This is a genomic window from Streptomyces sp. 891-h, assembly GCF_022760275.1.
In the GTDB taxonomy this organism is placed as follows: Bacteria; Actinomycetota; Actinomycetes; order Streptomycetales; family Streptomycetaceae; genus Streptomyces; species Streptomyces spirodelae.
Genome location: NZ_CP050693.1, coordinates 6558638 through 6583318, shown reverse-complemented (window position 1 = coordinate 6583318; position 24681 = coordinate 6558638). Strand labels below are relative to the sequence as shown.

Sequence of the window (24681 nt, the reverse complement as noted above, 5' to 3'; positions counted from 1 at the left end):
ATGCTCGGATCGGACAGCCAACACTCCCTCGACACCAGACGCCCCCGGCGCCTCTCCCGCCGCCCCCGCTGTCGCGGACTGATCGCCTTCCTGGGCGCACTGTGCGCGGCGCTCCTGGCGACGACACTGCTCTCGGCCACCGCCACCGCCGGAACCCGGCAGGCACCGGCGGAGCAGCGGAAGGCACCGGCCGCGGCCGCGAAAACCACGGCAGCGGGCGGCAAGACAGTCGGGTACTTCACCAACTGGGGCGTCTACCAGCGCAATTACCACGTCAAGAACATCGAGACCTCGGGCTCTGCCGACAAACTCACCCACATCAACTACGCCTTCGGCAACGTCCAGGGCGGCAAGTGCACCGTCGGCGACAGCTACGCCGACTACGAGAAGGCCTACACCGCCGCGCAGAGCGTCGACGGCAAGGCCGACACCTGGGACCAGCCGCTGCGCGGCAACTTCAACCAGCTGCTCAAGCTCAAGCAGATGCACCCGAATCTGAAGGTGCTCTGGTCGTTCGGCGGCTGGACCTGGTCCGGCGGCTTCGGCGAGGCGGCCAGGAACCCGGCGGCCTTCGCCGAGTCCTGCTACAACCTGCTCAACGACCCCCGCTGGAAGGGGCTCTTCGACGGCATCGACATCGACTGGGAGTACCCGAACGCCTGCGGCCTCAGCTGCGACACCAGCGGCCGGAACGCCTTCGCCAACCTGATGAAGGCCCTGCGCGCCAAGTTCGGCGGCAAGCTGGTGACCGCCGCGATCACCGCCGACGCCTCCCCGGGCGGCAAGCTGGAGACCACCGACTACAAGACCGCCGCACAGTACGTCGACTGGTATCTGCCGATGACGTACGACTACTTCGGCGCCTGGGACGCGCAGGGCCCCACGGCCCCGCACTCCCCGCTCAGCTCGTACCAGGGCATACCCAAGGAGGGCTTCAACACCCAGGCGACCATCGCCAAGCTCAAGGCCATGGGCGTCCCCAGCAGCAAACTGCTCTACGGGCTCGGCTTCTACGGCCGCGGCTGGAGCGGGGTGACGCAGTCGGCACCCGGCGGCACGGCGACCGGTCCGGCACCGGGAACCTATGAGCAGGGCATCGAGGACTACAAGGTCCTCAAGACCCGGTGCCCGGCGACCGGCAAGGTCGGCGGCACCGCCTACGCACACTGCGGCAACCAGTGGTGGAGCTACGACACCCCGGAGACCATCGGCTCCAAGGGCGACTGGGCAGCACAGCAGGGCCTGGCCGGCGCCTTCTTCTGGGAGCTGAGCGGGGACACCGCCAACGGAGAGCTGATCAAGGCGATCCGGTAGGCGAGCGCTCGGCGGCACACCGAGGCCCCGCGGCAGTCGGCCGCGGGGCCTCACCCGTGCCGCTGCGGCACCGTGCGCCGCAGCCCGGCCCGCTAGCGGTGCACCCGTCCGCCCGCGCGGGCGCCGTCCAGCGCGGCGACCCCGACCGCCGCCAGGGCGACCTGGATGATCAGCTCGATCCAGTCGAATCCCTTGGTGTCGGCCACACCGACGGCGCCCGCTATACCGGTGCCGACCAGTGCGGCGATGATGCCCACCACGACCGTCCACACCAGGCCGACCCGCTGCCTGCCCGGCAGCACCAGCCGGCCGAGCGCGCCGATGATGACGCCGACGATGAGCGCGCTGATGAGACCCGATATGTCCATGGTTTCCCTCTCAGCCGGATGGACACTCTTGTACTCACGAGTGTCCCGAAAGGGCGGAGATATGCCGGTGCCGCTCAGGGATCCGTCCGCGTGGGCGGCGGCAGGGCGGGGTCGAACTCTCCGACGACCTCCAGCGTGCTGTCCAAGGTGCGGGTGAGCAGCGCGCAGAGCTGTTCGCGGGAGAGCTGCTGCGGGTGGGCGAGCCAGTCGAGGGTGACGCCCTCCACCGAGGACAGCCAGCCCACCAGGGCCTTCCGGGCGAGCGGCGGGACGTCGGGGTGGCCCCAGGCGCGCTCGGCGATGGTGCCCAGCAGCTGTTCGCGCGCCCGGTCGCGGATGGCGAGGACCTGCTCGTCGTGGCCCACTCCCCCGGTGACGATGGCGCGGTAGGCCGCCTGGTTGTGCTGCGCGTAGGCCAGATAGCCGTCGATGGTGCGGTGGATACGCTCGGTGCGGGGCAGCTCTCCGCCGCTCGTCGCCCGGACGATCAGTTCGGTGACGGCCTGCTCGATGATCGCCAGGTAGTAGCCGCGCTTGTTGGTGAAGTAGTAGTAGATCAGCCCCTTCGCCACCCCGGCGCTGCGGGCGATGTCGTCCATGGACAGGGCGTCGTAGGAGGTGTCGGCGAACAGCCGGCGCCCGGTCGCCAGCAGCTCGGCGCGCCGCTCCTGCGACCGCTCGGTGCCTCCCTCCGTCCCCCGGGATGCGGCAGGAGTGCGTGAGCCACGCTGTTGGGTTCTGTTCACATCGGTCCCTGGTCTCGGCCCTTCTCGGCCCTGGTCTCGGCCTGGTCTCGGCCTGGTCTCCAAGTGGGGCGGTGGCAGGAAGTATGACACCGCCTCACCCGCGTCCGGCCCCGGATTCGATCACCTGGCGCATTCCCGGTGGCCGGCACATGTCCCGGCGGCGGCTCGGGGCCGTTGTCAGAGGTGGCTGGGAGACTCCGGGTATGGAGGAGACGGGGGCTCGGCCGGCGACGCGGATGGCGCCTGCCGCGGGAAGCGCCGAGGCGCCTGCCGCCGGAAGCGGTGAGGCACCTGCCGCGGGCCGGTGGGCGCTGGTCCCGGCGGTCGGTGGCCGGGTGCGGGTGTGCCCGCTCGACGCCCGGGGCCGCCCCGCCGGGCCGGTGCGCACGGAGGAGTCGGCGGCGGCTGCCGTACGGGCCCGGCCCGGGACGGTGCGCTGGGTGTGGCGCGCCACGCCCGAAGTGCAGCACGCGCTGGCGGCCGCCGGGGTCCGGGTCGAGCGGTGCTACGAGGTGGAGACGGCGGAGGCCCTGCTGCTGGGCCACGAGGGCCGGGCGGGCGAGCCGCGCTCGCTGCCCGCCGCCTGGGCACGGCTGCACGGCCGACCGGTGCCACCGGACCGGCAGCCGTCCCCGCGCGAGACGGACCCCCAGCCCTCGCTGTTCGAGACGGGCCCGGTCCCGCTGCCCGACGGGGTCGACCCACTGGAGGCCCTGCTGGAGGTGTACGCGGCACAGCTGGACCGCACCGCGCGGGCCGAGTATCCGGACCGGATGCGGCTGCTGCTGGCCGGGGAGTCCGCCGGAACCCTGGTGGCCGGGGAGATGACGGCCGCCGGGGTGCCCTGGAGCGCGGAGATCCACCGGGAACTGCTGGACGAACTGCTGGGCGAGCGCTATGCGGGCAGTGGGCTGCCGAGACGGCTGGTGGAGCTGGAGGAGGAGGTGTCGCGGGCCTTCGGACCGGACGTACGGGTGCGGCCGGATCTGCCCGGGGACGTACTGCAGGCGTTCGCCCGCGCGGGGATCAGGCTGGGTTCCACCCGGGCCTGGGAGCTGCGCAAGGTGGACCACCCAGCGGTCGAGCCGCTGCTGCGCTACAAGAAGCTCTACCGGCTCTACACCGCGCACGGCTGGAGCTGGCTGCGCTCCTGGGTGCGGGACGGGCGCTTCCGCGCCGAGTACGTACCCGGCGGCGCGGCCTCCGGCCGTTGGACGACCAACGGGGGCGGTGCGCTGCAGATCCCCAAGGTGGTGCGCCGGGCGGTGGTCGCCGATCCGGGCTGGCGGCTGGTGGTGGCGGACGCCGACCAGATGGAGCCGCGGGTGCTGGCCGCCGTCTCCCGGGACCCGGGCCTGATGGCCGTGGCCAGCGACGAACGGGACCTGTACACGGCCCTCTCCGAGCGGGCGTTCTCCGGCGACCGCGACCAGGCCAAACTGGCCCTGCTGGGCGCGATCTACGGCCAGACCAGCGGTGAGGGGCTGCGGAACCTGGCAGCGCTGCGAAGACGGTTCCCCGCCGCCGTGTCGTACGTCGACGAGGCGGCGCGCGCGGGAGAGGAGGGCCGGCTGGTCCGCACCCATCTGGGCCGCACCTGTCCGCCCGTGAGCCGGGGCGACGGTGGCGGCCGGGACGTGGAGGACACGGGCCCCGAGGCGGGTGAGGGGCTGGGCGGGCACGACGAGACGGAGTGGCCCTCGGACGGCGGGCCCGCAGCCCGCGCGCGGGGCCGGTTCACCCGGAACTTCGTGGTGCAGGGCAGCGCGGCCGACTGGGCAGTGCTGATGCTGGCCGCGCTGCGGCAGCGGCTCGCGCACCTCGCCGCCGAACTGGTGTTCTTCCAGCACGACGAGGTCATCGTGCACTGCCCCGCCGAGGAGGCCGAGGAGGTACGGGAGGCGATCACGGCAGCGGGCGAACAGGCGGCCGCCGCCGCGTTCGGACCGACCCCCGTGCGGTTCACCTTCACCACGGCCGCCGTGGAGTGCTACGCCGACGCCAAGTGACCCGGACGCGCCGCGGGGCAGCGGGAAGCGAGCGGTCCCGGGTGTGTCAGGAGACGATCGGTGGGCAGTCGTGCAGGCCCGGTACCCGAGAGCCAGAGGGATGGACATGACAGCTTCGCCGCAGATCGGCGTCACGGGACTGGCCGTCATGGGGCGCAACCTGGCGCGCAACTTCGCCCGCAGCGGCTGCACCGTCGCGCTGCAAAACCGCACCGAGGCGCGGACCCGGGAGCTGGTCGAGGAGTTCGGCGACGAGGGCGACTTCGTACCCACCACCTCGGCCCGGGAGTTCGTGGCGGCCCTGCGCAGGCCCCGCTGTGTGGTGGTCATGGTGAAGGCGGGCGGACCGACGGACGCGGTACTCGAGGAGTTCGCCGGACTGCTGGAGCCCGGTGACGTCGTCGTCGACGGGGGCAACGCGCACTTCGCCGACACCCGCCGCAGGGAGGCGGCGCTGCGCGAGCGCGGCATCCACTTCGCCGGTACGGGCATCTCCGGCGGCGAGGAGGGCGCGCTGCTGGGTCCGAGCATCATGCCGGGCGGCTCGGCGGAGGCGTACGAGGTGCTGGGCCCGCTGCTGGAGCGGATCGCGGCCCGCGCCCCGGACGGCGCGCCGTGCACCGCGCGCATCGGCCCCGACGGCGCCGGCCACTTCGTGAAGATGGTGCACAACGGCATCGAGTACGCGGACATGCAGCTCATCGCGGAGGCGTACGACCTGCTGCGGAAGGTCGCAGGCCGCACGCCCGCCGAGATCGCGGAGATCTTCCGCGGCTGGAACCGGGGCCGGCTGGACTCCTACCTCATCGAGATCACCGCTCAGGTCCTCACCCACACCGACGCGGACACCGGTCTGCCGTTCGTCGACGTCGTGGCGGACCGCGCGGAGCAGAAGGGCACCGGGCGCTGGACGGTGCAGACGGCACTCGATCTCGGAGTGCCGGTGCCGGGGATCGCACAGGCGGTCTTCGCCCGCTCGCAGTCCGGCCACACCGGGCTGCGCCAGGCAGCGGCGGAGCTTCCGGGACCGGGCGTGGAGCCGCTGCCGGAGGCGGAGGCGGACCGCTTCGCCGAGCAGGTGGAGCAGTCGCTGTACGCCTCCAAGGTCATCTCCTACGCCCAGGGCTGGGACATGATCCGGGCCGGCAGTGAGGAGTTCGGCTGGGGGATCGACCTGTCCCGCGTCGCCGCGATCTGGCGTGCGGGGTGCATTATCCGGGCGGCGTTCCTGGACCGTATCCGCGCGTCGTTCGCCGAGCGTCCCGGGCTCCCCACGCTGCTGGCCGACCCGGAGTTCGCGCGGGAGCTGGGCGAGGCGCAGGGGGCGTGGCGCCGGATCGCCGCCGCCTCCGCTCGACACGGGGTGCCGACGCCCGGTATCTCAGGGGCACTTGCCTACTACGACGGGCTGCGCGCCGAGCGTCTGCCCGCCGCTCTCACCCAGGCGCAGCGCGACTACTTCGGCGCGCACACGTATCGGCGCCGCGACCGGGAGGGTACGTTCCACACCCGGTGGGGCGGCGACCGTGCGGAGGTCCGCACGGACTAGGGCTCATCCGGCGGCACTTGGCGCCCCCTCCTCCTGTTCCGGTAGGGGCTGCCACTGACCGCCACTTGCGCACTGTGGCGCTGTTCGGGCTGCGCCCGCCGTTCCCCGCGCCCCGTCGGGGCGCGGTCTTCGCTCCGGATAGCGGACGCGTGCTGGCGGACAACGGACTGTTTCTGGCCAAACCCTTGATGCGCTCCTGACAGGCGCGCGTCGGGGTGGCACTCTGCGACTGGCCGCCGCGCAACCGCGCGAACGTCGAGCGGCTGTTCCCCCACGTGGTGTTCGGGGCAGCTCCGATCACCGCATCGGTTCCACCGGTTGCACTGGCCCCACCAGTGCGGCCTTGCTCTGCCTTGCTCCGCCTTGTTCTGCCGAGATCTGCCCGGACGGTCATCCGCCGCCCGGTCTCCCAGGCCGCACATCCCTGCGGCCCGCAGAAGGAGTCAGCATTGCGAAGATCAACCTCCCACAGAAAGTCCGCCACCTCCCACAGACGTGCGCACCCCAAGGCGTCGGCCGGCATCGCGCTCGGCGCGGTCGCGGCCCTGCTCTCGGTGGCCGTACAGACAGGCCCGGCGACGGCCGACGACCAGAGCCACGCCGACGCCAGGTCGGCGGCGGCCAAGGGGGCCGACCGGGGCTCTCTGCCCGCCGATCTCTCGCCGGACCAGCGCGCCTCGCTGCTGCGGAAGGCCGACAGCAAGAAGGCCGCCACCGCGAAGAAGCTGGGCCTCGGCGCCAAGGAGAAACTGGTCGTCCGCGACGTGATCAAGGACCGCGACGGCACCCTCCACACCCGCTACGAGCGCACCTACGACGGTCTGCCCGTCCTCGGCGGTGACCTGGTGGTGGAGACCACCAAGAAGGGCCGCACCGAGGAGGTCCTCCGCGCCTCGAAGCACAAGCTGAAGAACGTACCGGCCAAGGCCCGGGTGCGGCCGGCCACGGCGGAGCGGCAGGCCGTCAAGGCCGCCGACGCAGCGGGCTCGAAGAAGACCGACGCCGACCGTGCGCCCCGCAAGGTGGTATGGCTGGCCGAGGGCAAGCCGACCCTCGCCTACGAGACCGTGGTCGGCGGCCTCCAGGACGACGGCACGCCCAACGAGCTGCACGTCGTCACGGACGCCCGCTCCGGCAAGAAGCTCTACCAGTGGCAGGCCATCGAGACCGGCATCGGCAACACCCAGTACAGCGGCCAGGTCAACCTCAGCACCGCCCAGTCGGGCTCGAACTACACGCTGACCGACAACGACCGCGGCGGCCACAAGACCTACAACCTCAACCACGGGACGTCGGGCACCGGTTCGCTGTTCACCCAGACCTCCGACACCTGGGGCAACGGCAGCCCGTCCAACGCCGCGACCGCCGGTGCCGACGCGCACTACGGCGCCGCGGAGACCTGGGACTACTACAAGAACGTCTACGGCCGCTCCGGCATCAGGGGCGACGGCCGCGGCGCCTACTCCCGGGTCCACTACGGCAACAACTACGTCAACGCCTTCTGGAGCGACAGCTGCTTCTGCATGACGTACGGCGACGGTTCCGGCAACAGCAAGCCGCTGACCTCGCTGGACGTCGCGGGCCACGAGATGACGCACGGCGTCACCTCGGCCACGGCGGGCCTCATCTACAGCGGTGAGTCGGGCGGCCTGAACGAGGCGACCTCGGACATCTTCGCCACCGCGGTGGAGTTCCACTCCAACAACTCGGCCGACCCGGGCGACTACCTCATCGGCGAGAAGATAGACATCCGCGGCAACGGCACCCCGCTGCGCTACCAGGACAAGCCCAGCCGCGACGGCAACTCGAAGGACAACTGGTACGCGGGCATCGGCAACATCGACGTGCACTACTCGTCCGGCCCCGCCAACCACTGGTTCTATCTGCTGAGCGAGGGCAGCGGCGCCAAGGTCATCAACGGCGTCAGCTACAACTCGCCCACCGCCGACGGACTCCCGGTCACCGGGATCGGCCGCGAGAAGGCGGCGCTCATCTGGTACAAGGCGCTGACCACCAAGTTCACCTCCACCACCAACTACGCCTCGGCGCGCACCGGGACGCTCGCGGTGGCCGGCGAGCTGTACGGCACCAGCAGCGCCGAGTACAAGGCCGTGGCGGACGCCTGGGCAGGCGTGGCCGTCGGCGCCCGTCCCGGCGACGGCGACCCGGGTGACGGCAAGACGTTCACCAACGACACCGACGTCACGATCCCGGACTACCCCGGCCCTGCGGTCACCTCCGAGATCACCACCAGCGGGCTGACCGGGCGGGCCCCCGCCAACCTCAAGGTGGGCGTGAACATCGTCCACACCTACAGCGGTGACCTCCAGGTCGATCTGATCGGCCCGAGCGGCAGGGCGTACCGACTGCACAGTGTGGCGGCCGACCCGACGCCGAACATCGACACCACCTACACGGTCGACGCCTCGGCGGAGAACGCCAACGGCACCTGGCAGCTGAGAGTCCGGGACAGAGGCCCGGCCGACACGGGCTACATCAACAGCTTCAAGCTCACCTTCCCGTAACCCTCCGACAGCGCCTTTGACTGCGCCCTCCGCCCGGCGTGTGCCGGGCGGAGAGCACCGGGCGCACACCAAGGCCGCGCGCCGTGCCGGGAGCCCTTCTCCCGGCACGGCGCGCGCTCTTGCGCCCTGGCCTGTGTCACCGGGTCAGGTGTACCCGGGGCAGGTGTCCCTGGGTCAGGCCGCCGGGCGGTCGGTCTTCACATGGGCGTCCACGTCCCTGGCGCAGTAATAGACCTTTCCTGCCACTTTGCGGCGGCGCCAGTTGAACTGGCTTGCGAGTCGGTAGACGGAGCCGCTCTTGATCTTCGCGAGGGCCTCGACCTCCGCCACGGTGTACCACAACCGCCGCGGCTGCCGCGGGGTGTGCGCGGCTTCCGACGCCAGCCGTGCCCATTCGTCGGCGAGCCAGGCGTGTTCCGGGTCCGCGCTGCACCGGATGTCCGAGTGCCGCGCGCCGGAGGCGGAGTCGAGTTTGATGACGGCACGCAGTTTCCCGTCACATCCACTCCTTACGCATGTGCCGACGGGAACGACGCGGACGCGCCCGGGCTCGGCGGCCCTGCTCGCCCTGCGCAGGACGTCCTCGATCTCCGCCACGGCCTCCGGAGCCGCCGGGTGCGCGGCGAGCCACCCGATGTGGTCGCGGAGGAATTTCGCCAGGTGGTCGACATGCCGACAGGGCGCCGTGGCTCCATTTTCGTCTGCAATGAGAGCAGCCCAGGACGCCAGCAGCGAACTGATGGAGGAACGCGCCTCGGCAATGTTCGCGTTTATCGGCAGACTCTGGAATCCGCCGGACCCGGAAACCCTTTCTCCTGGGGAATGATTGCCGCCGAGCAGCATTTCGCAGGCACGGTAGAGAGTCGGCAGTCTCAGCAGAGCGTCAGCGAGCCGGTTTCTGCAGCTTTCACACAGAGCGGCGGCAACGCCCTGCCCTGCACATACAGAAGAATGTTGCGGGAAATGCTGTCGGTTCCGCAGAGAACGATCCATCAACGCCCCGTCCATTCCGAACGGGAAACCGCGGGCCGTGCTGCCCAGCCTCTTCACGCGCCCCCGTTCTGAGCTCCAACTTATGAAGAGGAAACTTCATCAGCAAGTGTCTCCATCATCAAGCAACATGCGAATGTCATGCTTGAATGTGAAACCTTCACGGATGGCAAAACGGCGACGCATTCACGCCAGGATCGACCGCGAGAGCATTTCAGAATTCAACCAGTCTTCGACACCTCTCATCGTCGTGAGCACGCCAAATACAAGCTCGCTTCGGACGGGGAATACCCCAAGTGGTGCCGGAGAGGTCGGGGGTTTCCCTGATGATGGCCGATTGCAGACGGCACTGGCCGAATCGGACCACGTACGTCCCGGCCAAGACGGCCGGCACTGTCGGTAACACCTATGAAACAAGGCTGCGAAATCCCGGCCGCCGGCACCGTGGCGGAGAGTAAGCGGAAGCGAATGATCTCTTCCGGTGCGACGCAGATCACTGCCGGGAATATGCACTGGACAAGTCGTGCAGTCGTCACATAAGTTTGCCGACAACTGGTCCGCTGCTCGGCCGGATTAACAGCATAGGAGTCAGCAGTTGGGCGTGACGACCTTTACGGGGCTGCACCTCCGGCAAAGACCGTCGCTGCGCGATTACGCGCAGCCGACCTGACGGTCCTCGACCCCGGAGGAATGACCAACAGCCGGGTTTCCGTTGGCCGGGTGACCCGATCCCGCTCTCGACCGCTCTGCGGCCGGGCGCAGTGGGCCGCTGAGCTCACCGCTTTCTCTCCGTTTCACCACCACATGTCCTGGGCGCCGCCTTGTGCGTACCGGCATGGCCAAACACCGAAAATCGTGCACTTTTTACTAGGGGGAAAAGTGATCGATGTTCTGCTGGCGGTAGACGAGCGTATGATCCGCGGAGCCCTTTACGCGTTGCTGCGGCTTGAGGACGACATCAAGGTGATCGCGGAGGAGGGGCGCGCCCACGAGCTCCAGTCGGCCGTGGAGTTCCACGAGCCCGACGTCCTCGTCCTCGGCATGCAGCGGACCGGCGAGGAGGAGCTGGCCCTGGCGGAGCGGATACACCAAGGGCGAACGGCGACCCGCACCCTGCTGCTCACCTCCGACTGGCGGCCCAGCGCGGTACGCAAGGCCCTGGACGTCGGGGTGGGGGCCGTGCTGTCCAAAGGGTCCCCGCCGGAGCAACTGGCCGACACCATCAGGGGACTCGCGGCCGGCCGGCGGGTGATCGACGCCGAGCTCGCCCAGTCGGTGTGGCGCGCCTCGGCCTCCCCGCTCACCGCGCGGGAGCTCGATGTGCTGCGCCGCGCCGCAACCGGCGAGGACGTCCTGGACATCGCGGCGGAGCTGCATCTGTCCCCTGGAACGATCCGCAACTATCTGACCAATGTGACCAGGAAGCTCAACGCGCGCACCCGGGTGGACGCCGTGCGGATCGCCGAGTGTTCGGGCTGGCTGTAGCCTCCGGCGACTCGGCGGACCGGGCCGGGAATCCGGCCCGGTTCCGCCTCCTGCCACCCGCTCGTCTCCTGCCGCCCGCCCTCCCCTCATGAGGCCGCCGTGCCCCCGCCGTTCTCCTGAGCGCCGGGCTGCTGGCCGGGCTGCAGCGCGTGGTATTCGTGCGCCAGCAGGGAGTCCATGGTGTCGCTCAGATGGGTGACGAACTCCTGGAACTGCCGCAGCTGCGCCGAGGTGTACCGGGAGATCTCCGCCTCCAGGCGTTCGGCGTAGGGGCCGAAGAACTTCATCGCCTGCGGTCTGACCTCCGGGCTGCTGCGCAGGGTGACGATCCGGCGGTCGGTGTGCTCCCGCTTGCGTACGACGTGGCCAGCCTTCTCCAGCCGGTTCAGCAGCGCCGTGGTGGCCCCGGAGGACAGACAGATCCGCTCGCTCAGCCGGGCCGGCGAGAGCGGGACGCCCTTGTCCTCCGCGTAGAGGATCTCGGCCAACGCCGCGGCGTCCGTGGAGTGGAGGCCCAGCCAGGCGGCGAACCGCCGGGTGAACTCGGTGTAGTTCGCACCGAAGGTCCGCAAGTCGTCGACCAGGCGCTCGGGCCGGGTGTCAATGCTTGCCACCGCGTGCTCTTCCATCGCTCACTTCACATCCCGTCGGTCCAGCTCGAGGCGCCGCTGCCGAAGCGGCCGGCCTCTTCGTCGGCCCCCTCGCCCCTCCCCACCGTTTCCTTCATCATAAAGATTCATCACCGTGGAGTCACTAGGGGGGTGCGAACTTTCGCCACCGGGAGCTCGCCCGGCCGCCTCGAGGAGGCGGTGGCGCGTGCGCCGGGCCTCCCCGCGGCGCCCGGCGCCGGCAGCGTGATCGCTGTCACTATAAGGTCGCCGCGTACGGCCCAGCGGCCGGTCAGCTCCCGTGGAACGCCTGGCACCCTCGGAACGTGCGGCAGCAGCCGCGCGGCGAAGGTGCCGGACTCCGGGTCGAAGCCCAGCTGGGCGTCCGTGAAGTTCAACGGCAGCCCCGTGAGCGGATACCAGACCTTGTAGACGCTCTCCTTGGCGCTGAAGAGCAGCTTGTCCCAGCGTACGGCGGACGCCTCGGCCAGCAGCCGACAGGTCAGCTCCCGCTCCGGCGGCAGTGCCACCATCCGCAGCACCTCGGGCGAGAGCGGTACGTTCGGCTCCGCGTCGATGCCCACGGCCGCCACCTCGCACATCCGGGCCACGGCCGCGGCCCGGTAGCCGCTGCAGTGGGTGATGCTTCCCCGCACGGCGGGCGGCCAGAGTGCGGTCCCCCGCGCGCCCCGCAGTACCGGCTGCGGCTCGGAGTGGCCGAGCTGCTCCAGTGCCTTGCGCGCGCAGTAGCGTCCCGTGGAGAACTCGCGCCGCCGCGTTTCGACCGCGCCCTGGACCAGGAGCTCCTCCTCTGGGAACAGTGCGGCGTCCGGCCGGTCCTCGGCCGTCTCCCAGGAAGCGACGTGTTCCGGCAGTATCTCGCGCAGTAACAAGGGCTCTCCTTCCATCGGGCACGAAAAAAGAGGGGTGCCGGCTGTGTGCCGGCACCCCTCGGGCTCGAACCACGTCGGTCATCGGGCTCGAACCACGTCGGTCAGGTCGGTCAGTTCGATCAGTCGATCAGCTCGGTCAGTTCGGTCTGTTCGGTCTGTTCGGTCAGGTGGCGGCCTCGAGCCGCGCCAGCCCCCGCTGCCAGGTGCTCCAGGCGTCCCGGCCCGGCTGGGCCAGCAGGGCCACGGCCTCGCTCGCCCCGCTGCCGACCGCCGGATGCCGGCGCGCGAGCGTCGCCAGCGCCGCGGCCGGTCCGGCGTCGACGAGCAGCCGCGGGGCGCCGTCGTCGAGCAGGGTCTCCAGCGCCGGCCAGAAGAGGACCGGTGCTGCCATCTGGTGGGCCCAGAAGGCGGGATCGACCGCTTCCTCGTCGGTGACCGGGCGCCCGGTGCGGGTGGAGACGATGGGCAGCACCGGCGGACGCAGCTCCTCGGCGGCGACGGCGGCGGCGAACACCCGTGCCGCCGGCCGCATCGCCGGGGAGTGCCAGGGCTCCAGGGCCCGTACCCGGCGGACGATCAGGCCCTGTGCCCGCACCAGTTCCTCGGCCCGTGACAGGTCGGGCTCCGGCCCGGAGAGGATGGTCTGCGACGGTGCGTTGTGCGCCCCCACGACGACGGAGCCCGCCGCCGGGGAGCCGCGCAGACAGGCCGTCACCCGGTCCGGAGCACCGGCCACGGCCAGCATGCCGCCCGCGGGAGCGTGTGCCAGCGCCGCGCACCGTGCGGCGATGACGCGCGCCGCGGCCGGCAGGTCGATGACGCCTGCCAGGGTGGCGGCGGCCAGTTCGCCGACGCTGTGCCCGATCAGCGCGCCGGGCCGCAGTCCGCGTGCGGCGAGCGTCCGTCCGATGGCGTAGCCGACCAGGAACAGCAGCGGCTGTGCGCTGGTGCCGCGGTCGGCTGCCGCGCCGTCCACGCCGGAGAGCCAGTCGTCGTGGAGCAGCTTTCCCTGCGGGCCCAGCGCCTCCAGGAACTCGTCGGCGGCGGCTTTGAAGTGCATCTCGCGCCAGTAGAGTTCGACGGCCATCCCGGCGTGCTGGAACCCCTGGCCGGGCAGGAGGAGCACCGGCCGGCCGGCCGTCATCCGCGCACCGGGCCCGGCACCGGCCCGGCAGCTGCCGTCCCGTGTCCCGACCCGGGTGCCGACCCGTCCGCCGCTGCCCCGTCCCGGGTGGTGACTCCGGCCGCGGCGTAGAGCCGCCCCAGGCGCGCGGCGTCGTTGGTGCGGTGCACCTCGGCCTCGGGACACAGCCGCGCGCACAGGCGGCTCAGGGCCTTGCCCGGCCCGACCTCGACGAACCGGCCGACGCCACCGTCGGCGAGCCGCAGCACGGTGTCCGCCCACAGGACGCGGCTGGTGAACTGCCGCCGCAGGCATTCGGCTGCCTCCCGCGCGCTGCGCACGGGGGCCGCCGTGACGGCCGAGACCACCTCCGAGTCCGGGTCCCGCAGGGTGACGCCTGCCAGCGCCTGGGCGAACTCCGCCTCGATGCCGGAGAGCAGGCTGCAGTGCGCCGAGCCGCCCACCTCCAGGGTCAGCACCCGTTCGGCGCCCGCGCCGGCCGCCAGTTCGAGCAGCCGGGCCACCCCGTCCACGTGGCCGGAGACGACGTACTGTCTGTGGTCGTTGTGGTTGGCGATCTCCACGACCTCGCCGGTCTCGGTCCGCGCCTGCGCGCAGAGCCGTTCGAGCTCTCCCACCGCGACCCCGACCACGGCGCCCATGCTGCCGGGCACCGTACGGTTGACCGACTCCATCAGCTCGCCGCGCAGCCGTACCAGGCGCAGCCCGTCGGTCCACTCCAGCACCCCGGCCGCGACCATGGCAGCGAACTCGCCCAGGCTGTGGCCTGCCACGACATCGGGTTCGATACCGCGCTCGCGCAGCATCTCGTACGTGACGACGCTGGTGAGGAACACCGCGGGCTGGGTGACCGGCATCGCGCGCAGTGTCTCGGCCGGCCCCTCGCGGCACAGCTCGGCCAGCGGTATCCGCAGTATCTCCTCGGCGGCCGCGAAACGCTCGGCGTACAACTGCGGGCATTCCTGCCGCAGTACGTCCGCCATTCCCACGCGCTGTGACCCCTGTCCGGGGAACACGAAGGCCGTCATGCTCATCGGTAGCACCACCTCCCAAAACGACGAGCGGCGCTCAGCGGAGTCTGAGCGCCGCGATGGGGCACGCGCGGACCGCGGTTCTGGCCGCGCTCTCCTGTGCTGTCGGTACCTGTGCGTCCACCCCGTCCGTGCCGTCCACGAGCACTTCGGCGTAGCCCTCGTCGGCGCGCAGCAGTTGCGGGGCGACGCTCTCGCACAGCCCGTGGCCCTCGCAGCGGCCACGGTCGACGCTGATCCTCATACGGAAAGCCTCCCGTCGTGCCGCGGTCACGTCCGCAGCGTCACCGGGAGGGAGGCGATACCGCGGATGGTGTTGTGCAGCCGCCAGGTGGGCTCGCCCACCTCGATGGACGTCACCCGGCCCGCCAGCGCCTTGAGCAGGCTGTGGCCCTCCAGCCGGGAGAGCGCCTGGCCCACGCAGCCGTGGATGCCGTGACCGAAGCCGATGTGCTGGGTGACGCCGGGCCGGTCGATGTCGAAGGTCTCCGGGTCCTTCCACTGCCGCTCGTCGCGGTTGGCCGAGCCGTAGAGGAGCAGCACCCGCGATTCGGGGTCGAGCCGGACGCCGCCCAGCTCCCGCTCGCGGGTGACCAGCCGGGTGAAGCCCCGCAGCGGGGACTCGATCCGCAGGATCTCGTTGAAGGCCTGCGGGATGCGGGCGGGTTCGGCGCGTAGCTGCTCCCACTGGTCCTGGTGGGTGCCCAGCAGCCACAGCATGCTGGACAGCGCGCTGACGGAGGTGTCCATCGAGGGTGCCAGGAAGTCGCCGAGCAGCCCGGGCAGCAGATACTCCTCGATCTTTCCTTCCTTGGCGTCGCTGACCAGCTGCGCGCCCCAGCTGCCGGGGCGCAGGTTGCCGGGCACCGACATCCGCTCCAGGAACTCGGACATCTCCTTCAGCAGCGGAAAGCCCCGCTGGGTGCGCTCGTTGAGCGGCCCGAAGGCGTTGAAGCCGGCGGTCGCCCACTCCAGGAGGCGCTCCTTGCCCTCCTCGATGGGCCAGCCGAGCAGGTCGGGGACGACGGCGAGGGGGAAGGCCTGCGCGAAGTCGGTGACGGCGTCGAACTCGCCCTTCTCGATGAGCTCGTCGACGAGGCGGGTGGCCCAGCCCTCGATGTAGTCGTGGAACTGCTCCAGCGCCTTGGGCTTGAGGTGGCGGGCCACCAGTCCCCGTACGTAGCCGTGGTAGGGCGGGTCGCTGGTGAAGCTGCTGCCCTTCTGCGCCTTGTTGAGGGTCTCGGTCAGTCCCACGCCGGAGGCCGAGGAGAAGGTGGTGTGGTCGTGCAGCGCGTCGTAGACCTCCCGGTACCGGGCGACCGCGAAGACCTGGTGTGCCTCCAGCCACACCACGGGGCCGAGGTCGCGCAGCCGTCGGTAGTCCTCGTAAGGGGAGAGGATCGAGTCATCCGTGTAGGGGTCGATGTCGGTGCTGGGAATGGTGGTGGCAGGCATGCTGTCGTCCTCCGTCAGCCGCGGGTCGAGGGGTCGAACAGGTGGTCGTTGACGACCTGGACGAGGTCACGGGGTGTCTCGACGTCGACGAAGACCGTGTCGTCGAACTCGACGCCGTACTCGCGGCCGATACGGCTGCCGGTCTCCAGCAGCGCGAGGGAGTCGTATCCCAGGTCCTCGAAGGTCAGGTCGAGGATGTCCCCGCTGAGGGCGCTGCCGCCGCCCGCGCCCTCCTGGAGGATGCGTTTGAGATCGTCGATACCGAATTCTTCAGTCACTTCTTCCGCCGTTCTCGGGTGGTGGGAGAGGGTGCGGCCCTGGCCGGTCACGCCGCAGCGCGTACGACGGCGGCGGAGTTGAAGCCGCCTGCCCCGCGGGCCAGTACCAGCGCGGTGCCGACCGCGGCCTCGCGCGCCGAGCCGGTGACCAGGTCCAGCTGGTGGCCGGGGGCCGGGGTGACGTTGACCGAGGGAGGGATCACCTGGTCCCGGATGGCCAGCAGCGCCGCGGCCACGTCCAGGGAGGCCGAGCCCGCCGCCAGCCGGCCCGTCATCGTCTTGGGAGCCGTGACCGGTACCCGCCCGGGGCCGAAGACGGCGTTGAGCGCCGCCGCCTCCTGCCGGTCCAGCTCCGGCAGTGCCGCCGCGTCCGCGAAGACCACGTCGATCTCTTCGGCCGTCACCGCGGCGTCGGCCAGCGCGGTGGTGATCGCCCGGCGCAGCCCGGGCTCACGCCCGCTGCCGGGGCGGGGGTCCATGGTGGCGCCGTAGCCGGCGATCTCGCCGTACACCGATGCGCCGCGCTCGCGGGCCGCTTCGCCGTCCTCGAGCACCAGCAGCGCGCCGCCCTCGCCCGGCACGTGCCCGGCGGCCCGGGAGTCGAAGGGCAGATAGGCGCTTTCCGGGTCGTCCCCTGTGCTGATCCGGTCCCCGGCCAGTTGGGCGACCCAGCCCCAGGGGCACAGCGAGCCGTCGACGCCGCCCGAGACGACCAGCCGGGTGCCCTTGCGGATCTGCCTGCGCGCCTGCGCCAGCGCGTCCAGACCTCCGGCGTGGTCGCTGACCACGACGCCGCTGGGGCCGCGCATCCCGTGCTTGATCGAGATCTGGCCGGTGTTGACCGCGTAGAACCACGCGTAGGACTGGTAGGCGCTGACGTACTTGGGCCCCTTGCTCCACAGGTTCTCCAGCTCGCGCTGGCCGAACTCGAAGCCGCCCGCGGTGCCGGCGGTGATCACTCCGGTGCTGAAGTCCGGCAGCCGGGCCGGGTCCACCGCGGCGTCCTCCAGCGCCCAGGAGGCGGCGGCCAGCGACATCCGGGTCATGTGGTCGGTCTGCGGGAGCAGCCTGCTGGACAGGTGCGCCGCCGCGTCGAAGGACACCTCGCCCGCGAGCGTGGCGGGGTAGCCGGAGGCGTCGAAGCGGCTGAGGGCGCGGATGCCGCTGACCCCTTCGAGGGTGGATTTCCAGTAGGCCGAGGTGCCTTCGCCGTTGGGCGCGATGGCGCCGATTCCGGTGACGACGACGCTGGTCACGCCGGGCTCCTTTCGGGGTGGGTGAGGACCATCGCGCTCTGGAAGCCGCCGAAACCGCTGCCGACCGTCAGGACCGCGTCGGTGTGCCAGTCGCGTGCTGTCAGCGGGACGTAGTCCAGGTCGAGTTCGGGGTCCTGGCTGTGCAGGTTCGCGGTCGGCGGCACCACGTTCGTCCTGACCGCCAGCGCGGAGGCCGCGATCTCGATGGAGCCGATCGCGCCGAGCGAGTGGCCGACCATGGACTTGATGGAGCTGACCGGCAGCCGGTGCGCCTCCTCGCCGAGGCTGCGTTTGAAAGCGGCGGTCTCGTGCCGGTCGTTCTGCTTGGTGCCCGAGCCGTGCGCGTTGACGTAGTCGAGGTCGGAGGGGTTCAGCCGGGCCTCGTCCAGCGCCGTGGTGATGGCCTCGGCCATCTCTGCGCCGTCGGCGCGAAGCCCGGTCATGTGGTAGGCGTTGCTGCGCGTGGCATAGCCCACAATCTCGGCATAAATCGTGGCGCCCCGCTTGCGCGCGCTCGTGTACTCCTCCAGCACGAAACCCGCGGCCCCCTCGCCGAGGACGAAGCCGTTGCGGGTGCTGTCGTACGGCCTGGAGGCGTGCTCCGGGTCGTCGTTGTGGACGCTGGTGGCCTTGATGGCGTCGAAGCAGGCCACGGTGATCGGGGAGATGGGCGCCTCGGTGGCCCCGGTGATCATGATGTCGGCACTGCCCTCGCGGATCAGGTCGACGGCGTGCCCCACCGCGTCGATCCCCGAGGTGCAGCCGGTGGAGACCACCGTGGCTGGGCCCTCGGCGCCGGCGGCCCAGGCCACCTCCGTGGCGAACGAGCTGGGCACCAGGTAGTCGTAGAGGTGCGGCACCGCGTAGGCGTTGTCCACCAGGTTGCGGGCGCCGTCGTCGCTGACCACCCGGTACTCGTCCTCCAGGCTGGTGGTCGCGCCGACCGCGCTGCCGATCGTCACCCCGACCCGGTGCGGGTCGGTCTCGGACAGCTCGAGACCGCTGTCGGCCAGGGCCTCGCGGGTGCAGACCACCGCGAACTGGGCCGCGCGGTCCATCCGCCTGATCTCCTGGGCGCGCAGCCCGTGCTCCTGCGGCACGAAGTCGATCTCGGCCGCGATCCGCGAGCGGTAGGGCGTGGGGTCGAAGTGGGAGAGTGTCCGGGTCGCGGTACGTCCTTCGGTGAGCAGGGACCAGAAGTTCTTGGCGCCGATACCTCCGGGCGCCAGGACCCCGAGTCCCGTGATGACGACTCGCCGCCTCATGGCTGTCCTTTCCTGGAGAACTGGAGAAACGGTCTTCACTTGCCGGCGAACCAGCGCTCGACGCACGTGTGCAGCGGGAGGTCGGCGGTGTCGGTCCACACCACGTGTCCGTCGGGCCGCAGCAGGAACGCGTCCGCGCCGTCGAGCCGGCTGCCGGCGTCCGGGTCCTGCGGCCGTGCCTCGACGATGCGCAGGCACTCGGCCCAGCCGCTGACGCTCTGCACGGTGCGTCGGCGCTCGGCCGCCGCCGCGCTGCCCTCGGCGAGTTCGAGCAGGACCCCTCGGGCGTCGTGCAGCAGGGGCAGCACCCGCGCGTCCCCGGCGCGGGTGAGCAGCCCGAGGTCGGGCATCCGCGCCCCGAGCAGCCGGTGGCCCTCGGCACCCACCTCGAAGCGTTCGCCCAGGCCGCTCACCAGGTGGCCGAAGGCCGGGTGCAGCCCGGGCCGCGCCAGCATCCCGGTGAGCAACTCGCGCAGCGGGTCGAGTTCGGGGCCGTCGAACAGCAGCATCCCCTGCGCCTGTACGTTCGCCAGGACGCGCTCCGCCGCGGCGTGCTGTTCGGTGTGATAGCTGTCGAGCACGGCCCGGGGAGCGCGCCCGGTCAGGTGCGCGGCCAGCTTCCAGCTCAGATTGGCCGCGTCGCGCAGCCCCAGGTTGAGTGCCTGGCCGCCCACCGGCATATGGGTGTGCGCGGCGTCGCCCGCCAGCATCACCCGCCCCCGGCGGTACTCGGTGGCCAGCGCCCAGGAGTCGTCGAACGCGTCCAGCCACAGCGGCTCGGCGCCGCTGAGGTCCTCCCCGGTGACGGTGTGCCACGCGCGTACGATCTCCCCGAACTCCGGGGGTCCGGTGCGGTCCCGGGGGATGGCGCCGAAGCGGTGGACCATCACGCGGGTGACGCCGTCGGGCCGCCGCGCCGAGCTGGCGAACCCCGTCTCGAAGCGCGCGAAGCGGTGTTCGCCGACGGTGACACCGCGTACATCGGCCCGCAGCAGCTCCCGCACCCCCGGCGCGCCCCCGTGGGTGAACCCGGCGAGCCCGGCGACCGTGCTGCCGCCGCCGTCGCAGCCGACGAGGTGGCCGGCCCGTACGGTGCTCGGCCCGGCCGGGGTCTCGAACTGCGCGGTCACGCCGGACCCGTCCACGTCGAGCTTCTTCAACTCGTGCCCCCTGCGCAGCTCGACGCCCAGAGAGCGGGCCCACTCGGACAGCACGGCCTCGGTGCGGTACTGCGGCACCTTCCAGTTCCCCGCGTAGCAGCTCTCGGCGGCGGCCGCGTCGAAGGGCAGCCCGCCGAAGTGCCCCCGGGGCTCGTGCGCGAGCCATTCGAAGGACTCGGCCAGGCCGCGCTGGTCCAGCAGTTCCATGGTCCGGGCCGTCAGCTGGGAGGCCCGCGACTCGGTCATGGGGCTCGGCAGCCGGTCGGCCAGCACGACCCGCACCCCGTACCGGCTCAGGTCCCCGGCGAGGAGCAGCCCCACCGGTCCCGCTCCGACCACCAGGACCTGCGTCCCGGTCTCGGCCGCCGGTCTCATGCCGGGCACCGGGCGGTCGCACGGTACGTCATGCGCGGCCCGCCTCGATATGGGCCTTGGCCTGTGCCAGCGTGGTCAGGCTGTTCGTGCCCAGCGCATGGCGCACCGCTTCGCGCGCCGCGTCCAGATCGGCGTCGGCCCCGAGGACGGTGGCGATGTTGGCCTCGTTGATGACGACCGTGTGCTGCGAGGTGGCCAGCACTCCGTCGGCGTCCTCCTGGAACTCCCAGCGGCCGGTGTGCAGCGTCATCAGGGCGGGCACCTGGATCTGCTTGTAGACGATCCGGTCGTCGGGCAGGCACACCCGCACGGAGGTGGTGGTGTGCGTGGAGCCGTCGGGGCTGCGGGTGTCCATCTCCAGCAGTTGCAGCCCCTCGTCGTCCTCCAGCCGGACACGTGCGACGTGCGGCAGGCGTTCGGGCCACAGGTCGGCCGCGTTGATGAAGTCGAAGACGTCCCTGGCACGCCCGGCGATGCGGGTGCTGTCCTCGAAGGACAGCAGGGTCTGCCGGCCCTGGGCGGCGGCCTCGGCGTGCTGTTTGAGCGCCTCCAGTTCGGCCTTGCTGTTGCGGTCGACGGCAGCGGCGATCCAGGCGAGGGAGTCGGGGTCGTCGTCGACGGCCCGGTAGTCGTGCAGCAGCCGCACCCGGCACCGCTGCTCGCCGTACGCCTCCACGATCCAGGTGCCGCCCATGGCCGCGACCGGCGGGGAGGACACCTCCTGACGGAACTCGATCACGCCCCTGGACGGTATGAGCGTGCGGCGCGAGGTCCAGGTCTTGGCGGTGCCGTTGGCCGTCGCCCAGATGCGGATGCGCTCGCCGGTCGCCTCCTGACCGGCCTGCCCTTCGGGCGCGTCCTGCTCGCTGAGGGGGCCGCCCTCCAGGCGCTCCACGTGGACGCTGGGCGGGAAGATCTGCGGCCAGTTCTCGACGTCCACGAGGAGCTCGTAGACGGCCTTGGCGGGCGCGTCGACCGTGGTGCGGTGTTCGGCGCGTTCGGTGTCGGGGTCGGTGGGGCGGTCCGTGGAGCGGTCCGTGGGTCGGGACATGATGCCTCCTGTCAGATGGCCCGGGGCGAGCCGAGCAGCGACTCGCTCCCGGCCTTTTCCCGAGCCGAGTTGACGAGCTCGATGAGGTCACGGGGACAGGTGACGGCGGTCACCTCTTCGTCGTCGAGGCCGATGCCCAGCTCGCGGGAGATGACGGCGGCCGTCTCCAGCAGTGCCAGGGAGTCGTATCCGAGGTCGATGAAGAGCGAGTCCAGGGAGTCGCTGTCGAGGTCCGCGCTCTCGTCGACGCCTGCCGCGCTGTGCATGATCCGCTTCAGGTCGGCGATGGTGAACGGTGGAACGGTCACGTCTTCCTCCTGGTCAGGAGCGCTCTTCCCAGTGGTAGAAGCGCTGAGCGATGGCGTCGGCCGGGGAGCGCCAGGTCGCGGGGTCGTAGGCGGTGATGTACTGCTTGAGGTCCTCGCTGATCCCGGTGAAGAGCGGGTGGGAGCGGGCCTCGGCGATCCGCTCGCCCCCGTCGTCGGAGCGGAAGTCCTGGAGGTGGAAGTAGAGGCCCTGGTAGCTGAACAACTGCCGGCGTACGGTGCCCATCCGCTCGGGCATGTCCGTCTTGTCGAACTCCTGGAAGAGCTTGCCGACATCGCCGGTGGACGCGGGGTCCATCCGCGCGACGATCAGGGTCGAGTGCATGCGCTGGGTCCTCGTTTCTGTCAGGTGGGTACGGCTCTGTCAGGCGGGTTCGGCTCTGTCAGGCGGGTACGGCGCTCAGGCCGGTGCGGCAGCCGGCGCCGAACCAGGTTTCGAGTGCGGTGCGCAGATCGCCGCCGTCCGGCGCGGCCCACGCGAGGTATCCGTCGGGGCGGATCAGCAGGGCGCTGGTGCCGGCCAGGCGCTCGTCGTCGGTGGTTGCCGTGACGGTGTCCAGCCGGCCGGACCACTCCGGGCCCAGGCGCCGCAGCTCGGGGTCGTCCGCCAGGTCGAGCAGCACTCCTCTGGCCCCGTGCAGCAGGTGAGCGGCCGGGTGTTCGCCGTCCTCTGTGCGGAGCACACAGGGCGGCATCCGGGTGCCGAGCAGCGGATGGGTGCCGGGCCCCATGTCGTAGCGGATGTCGAGGCCGCTGACCATTCCTGCCAGATACCGGGCGACGCCGTCGTGGCGCAGCAGTTCGGCCATGACCTCGCGCAGCGGTTCGACCTCGCTGCCGCCCAGGTAGAGCAGGCCCTGGGCGCGGGTGTTGGTCAGCACCCGCTCGCCCACCGGGTGCCGCTCGGTGTGGTAGGTGTCCAGCAGGGCCGGGCCGCTGCGTCCGGTCGCCACGGCGGCCAGCTTCCAGCCCAGATTCGCGGCGTCCTGCACACCGACGCTGAGGCCCTGGCCGCCCGCGGGTAGATGGATGTGCGCGGCGTCACCGGCCAGGAGTATCCGGCCCTTGCGGTACTCGGTGGCCAGCCGGGAGGCGTCGGTGAAGGAGCTGATCCACCGGGCCCTCCCCCGGCCGATGTCCTCACCGGTCAGCCGCTGCCAGGCGGCTGCCACTTCGGCGAAGGCGGGCGGGCGGGTGCGGTCGCCCGGTTTCCTGCCGCGCTCGCAGACGATGATCCGGTCGACGCCTTCGGCCAGCCGGGCCGACATCACCATCCCGCCCGGTACCCGCTCCCCGATGAAGCGCGGCGCGATGTCCGCGCCCTCGACGTCGGCGAGGATCATCTCGCAGGTGGCGTCGGTGCCGGCGAACTCGAACCCGGCCAGGTTCCGTACCGTGCTGCGGCCGCCGTCCGCGCCCACCAGGTAGGAGCAGCGCAGCCGCGTGGGGCCGTCGGGCCCGAGGACCTCCAGTTCGACGGAGTCCGCGGTCTGCCGCAGGCCGGTCACCTCGTGGCCTCGCCGGATCTCGGCGCCGAGTCCGGCTGCCCACTCCGCCAGCACGGCCTCGGTCGTGTGCTGTTCGACGTTGCGCACCCCGAAGTGGCCGTCGGGCAGGACGCCGTAGTCCATCGGGATGCCGCCGAAGTGGCCCTGGGCGCTGGTTTCCGCTCCCTCGAACCGGCTCAGCAGGCCGCGCTGGTCGAAGACCTCGGTGGCGCGCGCGGTGAAGCCGAGGCCGCGGGACTCGGTGACCGGTTCGGTCAGCCGGTCGAGTACCAGCACGTCGGCGCCGCCCAGGCGCAGCTCCCCCGCCAGCATCAGGCCGGTGGGGCCCGCGCCGACGACAACGACCTGCCAGGTCCGCGCTGCCGGGCCTTCGCCGGGGCCGGTGGCGCCGCTCACGCCGACGCCTTCCGGCGTACCGGCTCCAGCGCCTCGCTCCACAGCACGACCTGGTCGAGCAGTTCGTCGACGAGCGCGGTGTTCTCGGGGCTGGGCCGGAAGACGGTGCGGTCCTCGAAGTCGGTGGCGAAGGTGAGCGCCACCTGGGTGCGCACGGTGGCCATCCGCACCTCGGAGAGGATGAGCCGGAGGTGTTCCACCGCGCGGGTGGCGCCCAGCGGGCCGTATCCGACGAAGCCGGCCGCCTTGTTGCCCCACTCGGCGAACAGGTAGTCGACGGCGTTCTTGAGCGCGGCGGGCACCGAGTGGTTGTACTCGGGCGTGACGAACACGAACCCGTCCAGCCGCGCGATGCGTTCGGCCCAGGCCAGGGTGTGCGGCTGGGCGTACATTCCGGCCATCGGCGGTATCGCCTCGTCCAGCGGCGGCAGTTCCTGCTGGGCGAGGTCGATCAGTTCGTACTGGGCGTCGTCGCGCCGGGCGGCGATCTCGTGCACCCAGCGGCCGACGGCCTCCCCGCTGCGTCCGGGGCGGGTGCTGCCGATCACGATGCCGATCCTCGTCATGCCTCGGTCTCCTTCTCGGCGTAGGAGGCGGCCTCGATGCCGATGAAGCTGTCGGTGATGGTCGCTAGGCGCCGGGAGAGCAGGGGCCGCTCGAGCAGGTCCTCGATGAGCTGGTGGTACTCGGGCACCTCGGCGAAGTGCACGAGGAAGAAGTTGGTGTGCGGGCCGCCCAGTCCGGCCGCGCGGAAGGGGCGGATGTGGAGGTACTCCGAGTGCTTGCTCAGTACCGGGAAGATGTGCTCGGCCTCGAACGCCTCGCGCTCGGCCGGGTCCATCTCGTACCACTCCGGTTCGAAGCGGACGCCGAGAAAGGCCGCGTACTTCATCGTTGCTCCTCGGTGTTGCCGGGCGGTTGCCCGGGCGCTGACGGTGCTGACGTCGCT

Annotated in this window: 24 protein-coding genes; 5 read left to right on the top strand and 19 right to left on the bottom strand. The window is 71.3% G+C overall.

Features of this window, described 5'->3' with window-relative positions; translation table 11 throughout:
* Positions 1-1314 (top strand): glycoside hydrolase family 18 protein, encoded by a 1314-nt coding sequence (locus HC362_RS29015; protein ID WP_243087125.1) that lies wholly within the window; start codon positions 1-3, stop codon positions 1312-1314.
* Positions 1315-1406: 92 nt separating this feature from the next.
* On the opposite strand, the gene HC362_RS29010 is transcribed toward HC362_RS29015, so the two are convergent.
* Both HC362_RS29010 and HC362_RS29005 read right to left on the bottom strand, forming a co-directional pair.
* A complete protein-coding gene (locus tag HC362_RS29010) occupies positions 1407-1682 on the bottom strand; it encodes a GlsB/YeaQ/YmgE family stress response membrane protein (RefSeq protein WP_243087124.1) in 276 nt (91 codons plus the stop codon).
* A 74-nt stretch (positions 1683-1756) separates the two neighbouring features.
* A complete protein-coding gene (locus HC362_RS29005) occupies positions 1757-2428 on the bottom strand; it encodes a TetR/AcrR family transcriptional regulator (RefSeq protein WP_243087123.1) in 672 nt (223 codons plus the stop codon).
* 236 nt (positions 2429-2664) lie between these two features.
* Here HC362_RS29005 and HC362_RS29000 point away from each other — a divergent pair, with 236 nt between their 5' ends.
* The 3 genes from HC362_RS29000 (at position 2665) to HC362_RS28990 (ending at position 8511) form a co-directional block, all read left to right on the top strand.
* Complete coding sequence (locus HC362_RS29000) at positions 2665-4437, top strand: bifunctional 3'-5' exonuclease/DNA polymerase (protein WP_243088871.1); 1773 nt, start codon at positions 2665-2667, stop codon at positions 4435-4437.
* Between the two features lie 106 nt (positions 4438-4543).
* Positions 4544-5986 carry an NADP-dependent phosphogluconate dehydrogenase gene (gene gndA / locus HC362_RS28995; protein WP_243087122.1) on the top strand — a complete coding sequence of 481 codons (1443 nt, stop codon included), beginning with the start codon at positions 4544-4546 and terminating at the stop codon, positions 5984-5986.
* 449 nt (positions 5987-6435) lie between these two features.
* The gene (locus HC362_RS28990) at positions 6436-8511 is read left to right on the top strand and encodes a M4 family metallopeptidase (protein WP_243087121.1); all 2076 of its coding nucleotides are present in this window, start codon (positions 6436-6438) and stop codon (positions 8509-8511) included.
* 174 nt (positions 8512-8685) lie between these two features.
* Here the strand turns inward: HC362_RS28990 and HC362_RS28985 are convergent, their stop codons facing one another.
* Positions 8686-9108 carry a hypothetical protein gene (locus tag HC362_RS28985; RefSeq protein WP_243087120.1) on the bottom strand — a complete coding sequence of 141 codons (423 nt, stop codon included), beginning with the start codon at positions 9106-9108 and terminating at the stop codon, positions 8686-8688.
* Positions 9109-10356: 1248 nt separating this feature from the next.
* Here HC362_RS28985 and HC362_RS28980 point away from each other — a divergent pair.
* Positions 10357-10986 (top strand): response regulator transcription factor, encoded by a 630-nt coding sequence (locus tag HC362_RS28980; protein ID WP_347568502.1) that lies wholly within the window; start codon positions 10357-10359, stop codon positions 10984-10986.
* A gap of 86 nt (positions 10987-11072) precedes the next feature.
* Here HC362_RS28980 and HC362_RS28975 read toward each other — a convergent pair whose 3' ends face one another.
* The 16 genes from HC362_RS28975 to HC362_RS28900 all read right to left on the bottom strand — a co-directional run bounded on the left by HC362_RS28975 (position 11073) and on the right by HC362_RS28900 (position 24624).
* Positions 11073-11615, bottom strand: coding sequence for a MarR family transcriptional regulator (locus tag HC362_RS28975; RefSeq protein ID WP_243087118.1), 543 nt, complete (start codon positions 11613-11615; stop codon positions 11073-11075).
* Positions 11616-11725: 110 nt separating this feature from the next.
* A complete protein-coding gene (locus HC362_RS28970) occupies positions 11726-12487 on the bottom strand; it encodes a 4'-phosphopantetheinyl transferase superfamily protein (RefSeq protein WP_243087117.1) in 762 nt (253 codons plus the stop codon).
* Positions 12488-12650: 163 nt separating this feature from the next.
* Positions 12651-13631, bottom strand: a complete 981-nt coding sequence (locus tag HC362_RS28965; protein ID WP_243087116.1) for an acyltransferase domain-containing protein — start codon at positions 13629-13631, stop codon at positions 12651-12653.
* Positions 13628-14665 (bottom strand): ACP S-malonyltransferase, encoded by a 1038-nt coding sequence (gene fabD, locus HC362_RS28960; RefSeq protein ID WP_243087115.1) that lies wholly within the window; start codon positions 14663-14665, stop codon positions 13628-13630. Before fabD ends, HC362_RS28965 begins: the two co-directional genes overlap by 4 nt.
* A gap of 34 nt (positions 14666-14699) precedes the next feature.
* Positions 14700-14906 carry a ferredoxin gene (locus tag HC362_RS28955; RefSeq protein WP_243087114.1) on the bottom strand — a complete coding sequence of 69 codons (207 nt, stop codon included), beginning with the start codon at positions 14904-14906 and terminating at the stop codon, positions 14700-14702.
* A 26-nt stretch (positions 14907-14932) separates the two neighbouring features.
* On the bottom strand, positions 14933-16117 hold the full coding sequence (locus tag HC362_RS28950; RefSeq protein WP_243087113.1) for a cytochrome P450: 1185 nt from the start codon (positions 16115-16117) through the stop codon (positions 14933-14935).
* A 14-nt stretch (positions 16118-16131) separates the two neighbouring features.
* Positions 16132-16395: an acyl carrier protein gene (locus HC362_RS28945; RefSeq protein ID WP_243088870.1), complete on the bottom strand. Its 264-nt coding sequence runs from the start codon at positions 16393-16395 to the stop codon at positions 16132-16134.
* Positions 16396-16442: 47 nt separating this feature from the next.
* Positions 16443-17651 carry a ketosynthase chain-length factor gene (locus HC362_RS28940; RefSeq protein ID WP_243087112.1) on the bottom strand — a complete coding sequence of 403 codons (1209 nt, stop codon included), beginning with the start codon at positions 17649-17651 and terminating at the stop codon, positions 16443-16445.
* Complete coding sequence (locus HC362_RS28935) at positions 17648-18916, bottom strand: beta-ketoacyl-[acyl-carrier-protein] synthase family protein (protein ID WP_243087111.1); 1269 nt, start codon at positions 18914-18916, stop codon at positions 17648-17650. Before HC362_RS28935 ends, HC362_RS28940 begins: the two co-directional genes overlap by 4 nt.
* Before the next feature lie 35 nt (positions 18917-18951).
* Complete coding sequence (locus tag HC362_RS28930) at positions 18952-20451, bottom strand: FAD-dependent monooxygenase (protein ID WP_243087110.1); 1500 nt, start codon at positions 20449-20451, stop codon at positions 18952-18954.
* A gap of 28 nt (positions 20452-20479) precedes the next feature.
* Complete coding sequence (locus HC362_RS28925) at positions 20480-21502, bottom strand: aromatase/cyclase (protein WP_243087109.1); 1023 nt, start codon at positions 21500-21502, stop codon at positions 20480-20482.
* 11 nt (positions 21503-21513) lie between these two features.
* Positions 21514-21810, bottom strand: coding sequence for an acyl carrier protein (locus HC362_RS28920; protein ID WP_279240148.1), 297 nt, complete (start codon positions 21808-21810; stop codon positions 21514-21516).
* Positions 21811-21823: 13 nt separating this feature from the next.
* Entirely contained in the window at positions 21824-22153 is a 330-nt protein-coding gene (locus tag HC362_RS28915) for a TcmI family type II polyketide cyclase (RefSeq protein ID WP_243087108.1), read from the bottom strand.
* Between the two features lie 58 nt (positions 22154-22211).
* Entirely contained in the window at positions 22212-23732 is a 1521-nt protein-coding gene (locus HC362_RS28910) for an FAD-dependent monooxygenase (RefSeq protein WP_279240147.1), read from the bottom strand.
* A complete protein-coding gene (locus HC362_RS28905; RefSeq protein ID WP_243087107.1) occupies positions 23729-24298 on the bottom strand; it encodes an NAD(P)H-dependent oxidoreductase in 570 nt (189 codons plus the stop codon). Before HC362_RS28905 ends, HC362_RS28910 begins: the two co-directional genes overlap by 4 nt.
* Positions 24295-24624 carry a hypothetical protein gene (locus tag HC362_RS28900; protein WP_243087106.1) on the bottom strand — a complete coding sequence of 110 codons (330 nt, stop codon included), beginning with the start codon at positions 24622-24624 and terminating at the stop codon, positions 24295-24297. The genes HC362_RS28905 and HC362_RS28900 overlap by 4 nt, the downstream gene beginning before the upstream one ends.
* Between the last annotated feature and the right edge of the window lie 57 nt (positions 24625-24681).

What these genes read in the sequence shown, in the direction of transcription:
- HC362_RS28975 (WP_243087118.1), bottom strand. Translation starts at nt 11,615, where the DNA reads ATGGAAGAGCACGCGGTGGCAAGCATTGACACCCGGCCCGAGCGCCTG.
- HC362_RS29010 (WP_243087124.1), bottom strand. Translation starts at nt 1,682, where the DNA reads ATGGACATATCGGGTCTCATCAGCGCGCTCATCGTCGGCGTCATCATC.
- HC362_RS29000 (WP_243088871.1), top strand. Translation starts at nt 2,665, where the DNA reads ATGGCGCCTGCCGCGGGAAGCGCCGAGGCGCCTGCCGCCGGAAGCGGT.
- gndA (WP_243087122.1), top strand. Translation starts at nt 4,544, where the DNA reads ATGACAGCTTCGCCGCAGATCGGCGTCACGGGACTGGCCGTCATGGGG.
- HC362_RS28925 (WP_243087109.1), bottom strand. Translation starts at nt 21,502, where the DNA reads ATGTCCCGACCCACGGACCGCTCCACGGACCGCCCCACCGACCCCGAC.
- HC362_RS28905 (WP_243087107.1), bottom strand. Translation starts at nt 24,298, where the DNA reads ATGACGAGGATCGGCATCGTGATCGGCAGCACCCGCCCCGGACGCAGC.
- HC362_RS29015 (WP_243087125.1), top strand. Translation starts at nt 1, where the DNA reads ATGCTCGGATCGGACAGCCAACACTCCCTCGACACCAGACGCCCCCGG.
- HC362_RS28900 (WP_243087106.1), bottom strand. Translation starts at nt 24,624, where the DNA reads ATGAAGTACGCGGCCTTTCTCGGCGTCCGCTTCGAACCGGAGTGGTAC.
- HC362_RS28915 (WP_243087108.1), bottom strand. Translation starts at nt 22,153, where the DNA reads ATGCACTCGACCCTGATCGTCGCGCGGATGGACCCCGCGTCCACCGGC.
- HC362_RS28930 (WP_243087110.1), bottom strand. Translation starts at nt 20,451, where the DNA reads ATGAGACCGGCGGCCGAGACCGGGACGCAGGTCCTGGTGGTCGGAGCG.
- HC362_RS28950 (WP_243087113.1), bottom strand. Translation starts at nt 16,117, where the DNA reads ATGCCTGCCACCACCATTCCCAGCACCGACATCGACCCCTACACGGAT.
- HC362_RS28965 (WP_243087116.1), bottom strand. Translation starts at nt 13,631, where the DNA reads ATGACGGCCGGCCGGCCGGTGCTCCTCCTGCCCGGCCAGGGGTTCCAG.
- fabD (WP_243087115.1), bottom strand. Translation starts at nt 14,665, where the DNA reads ATGAGCATGACGGCCTTCGTGTTCCCCGGACAGGGGTCACAGCGCGTG.
- HC362_RS28935 (WP_243087111.1), bottom strand. Translation starts at nt 18,916, where the DNA reads ATGAGGCGGCGAGTCGTCATCACGGGACTCGGGGTCCTGGCGCCCGGA.
- HC362_RS28955 (WP_243087114.1), bottom strand. Translation starts at nt 14,906, where the DNA reads ATGAGGATCAGCGTCGACCGTGGCCGCTGCGAGGGCCACGGGCTGTGC.